At 71.4% G+C, this 2,140-nt stretch carries 4 protein-coding genes; 2 read left to right on the top strand and 2 right to left on the bottom strand.

The features are described from left to right. Nucleotides 1-673, top strand: a 673-nt coding sequence (locus tag VB737_RS16430) for a lytic transglycosylase domain-containing protein (RefSeq protein WP_500314538.1), incomplete at its 5' end; no start/stop codon positions are given. Nucleotide 674: 1 nt separating this feature from the next. Here the strand turns inward: VB737_RS16430 and VB737_RS16425 are convergent. Next, nucleotides 675-1,142, bottom strand: a complete 468-nt coding sequence (locus VB737_RS16425) for a hypothetical protein (protein ID WP_500314537.1) — start codon at nt 1,140-1,142, stop codon at nt 675-677. Continuing rightward, entirely contained in the window at nt 1,139-1,549 is a 411-nt protein-coding gene (locus tag VB737_RS16420) for an NIL domain-containing protein (RefSeq protein ID WP_500314536.1), read from the bottom strand. The genes VB737_RS16425 and VB737_RS16420 overlap by 4 nt, the downstream gene beginning before the upstream one ends. Before the next feature lie 119 nt (nt 1,550-1,668). Here VB737_RS16420 and VB737_RS16415 point away from each other — a divergent pair. After that, a partial coding sequence (locus VB737_RS16415) for a thioredoxin domain-containing protein (RefSeq protein ID WP_500314534.1) occupies nt 1,669-2,140 on the top strand: 472 nt, incomplete at its 3' end.

The raw sequence follows: 2,140 nt of genomic DNA, 5'->3' as shown, positions 1-2,140 counted from the left end.
GCTCTGGCGACTGGACCAGTCCACCGAGGCCTGGGAGACCTGGCGCCACCGCCGCGGGCGCCGCGCCCCGGAGGGCAGCCGGGAGCTGCTGCTGGAGGGGCGGCTGCGCCAGGGGGTCGGCGACGACTGGACCGGTTTCGGGCTGCTGGAGCAGGCCACGCTGAAGCTCGACGGCGACCAGTGCGCCCTGGAACGCGAGCTGGAACGCAGCCTGCATCCGCTGCGCTTCGAGGCAGCCTTCCGGGCGGCCGCCAGCCAGGGCGGGCTGCCGATGGAGCTGCTGCTGGGGGTGGCCAAGCAGGAGTCGCGCTTCACTCCGGCGGTGCGCTCGCCGGTGGGCGCCACGGGCCTGATGCAGCTGATGCCGGCCACCGCCGCCGAACTGGCCGGTGGGCCAGTGCCGGAATCGGGGCTGGAGGACCCGGCCGCCAACGCCAGCCTCGGCAGCCGTTACCTGGCGAAAATGCTGCGCCAGTGGGACGGCGACCCCCTGCTGGCGGTGGCCAGCTACAACGCCGGGCCGGGCGCCGTGGCCGGCTGGGTGAACCCCCAGCTGCGCAGCGACCCGGAACTGTGGGTGGAGGCGATCCCCTACCCCGAAACCCGCCTGTATGTGAAGAAGGTGCTGGGCAACGTCTGGAGCTACCAGCAGGGCAGCGAGCCCGACTGCTGATTCAGCGCACCAGCATGCGGCCGAAGTTGGCGCCGCCGAGCACCAGCAGGGTGAGCACCCCGGCCAGCACCAGCGGCGGCGGCACCACCCGCACCCGCAGCAGGTCGAGCCGGGCCAGCAGCACGGCCGACCCCATGATCAGCACGTTGGCCAGCACGTTGAGGTGCAGCAGGTAGAGGCCGCCGACGGTGACCAGCAGCAGGGTGACCACCAGGCTCACCACCCGGCTGGCGGCCATCAGGATCGACAGCTGGCGGATCACCAGGTCCGGCATGGTGCAGACGAACACGATCAGCATCGCCTGCAGGCACTCGGCCGACCAGATCAGGGTGGTGAGCTCCTGCACCTGCGTGCCGCCGGCCTCGAGGGCATGGCTCCAGTGCATGCCCTGGTAGGTGCTGACACCCATCAGCACCAGCAGCATCGGGGCCTGCAGCGGCAGCAGCATCAGCCGGACGACCTCCTTCATGGCTCCAGCACCAGGGTGATGGCCTCCAGCGGGCAGCTGGGGATGCACTGTTCGCAGACCAGGCAGCGGGAGGCCTCGAAATGGAGCCGCTGGCTGGCCGGGGTGTAGTCGAGAGCGCCGCTGGGGCAGACGCTGGAGCAGATGCCGCAGTCGACGCAGCGCTCCGGATCGATGCGGATCTCGCCGGGGGCGCGGTTGAGCCCCAGGCCCTGGCTCTCCAGCCAGTCTTCGGCGGCGTCGAGCTCGTCGATGTCGCCGGAGAGCTCCACCACCATGGTGCCGCTCTGGTTGGGGGCGATCTGGGCTCGCAGGATCTTGGCGGCGATGTCGAAGTCGACCGCCAGGCGATAGGTGATCGGCTGATGCACCGCCTCGGAGGGGAAGTGGAGAGTGAGGCGCCGTTTCACCGCTCCAGGCCAGGAAAACTGACGCTAGCAACGTTGTCCGGAGCCAGCTCCCGTGTGCCGGCGCCCGGCTGGTGGGCCGACGCTGCCAGAGTGGGCGCCGTTCCGTGTCGCCGCCGTCCATGGCCCCGTCGGGCAGTTCCCCCCCCTCCTCCCTCGGCCGCACCGAGCGCATGGTGCTGGCGGCCGTGGCGGCCGTGCTGGTGGTGCTGATGGTGTGGCTACGGGGCGGCCTGCATCCGGAAGCGCCCCTGGAGCGCCTGGCCCGCCAGTCGCCCGAGTTCAGCGTGGCCCTGGCCGACGGCCGGCCCACCCTGGTGGAGTTCTACGCCGACTGGTGCGAGGCCTGCCGTTCGATGGCGCCGGCGATGGAGCGGATCGAGCGCCAGCAGCACGGCCGGATGGATGTGGTGCTGCTCAATGTCGACAACCCCCGCTGGCAGCCGGAGCTGGAGCGCTACGACGTCAACGGCATCCCCCAGCTGGAGTTCTTCGATGCCGCCGGCGGCTCCGTGGGCCGCTCGATCGGCGCCCGCAGCGGTGCCGAACTGGAGGCCCTCACCGCCGCCCTGGTCGACGGCACGCCCCTGCCCC

The sequence above is a fragment of the Synechococcus sp. BA-120 BA3 genome, from assembly GCF_034931285.1.
In the GTDB taxonomy this organism is placed as follows: domain Bacteria; phylum Cyanobacteriota; class Cyanobacteriia; order PCC-6307; family Cyanobiaceae; genus Cyanobium.
This window is presented reverse-complemented; position numbering and strand designations above follow the sequence as displayed.

Coding starts and splice junctions, on each gene's coding strand:
- VB737_RS16425 (WP_500314537.1), bottom strand. CDS start 1,142: ATGAAGGAGGTCGTCCGGCTGATGCTGCTGCCGCTGCAGGCCCCGATG.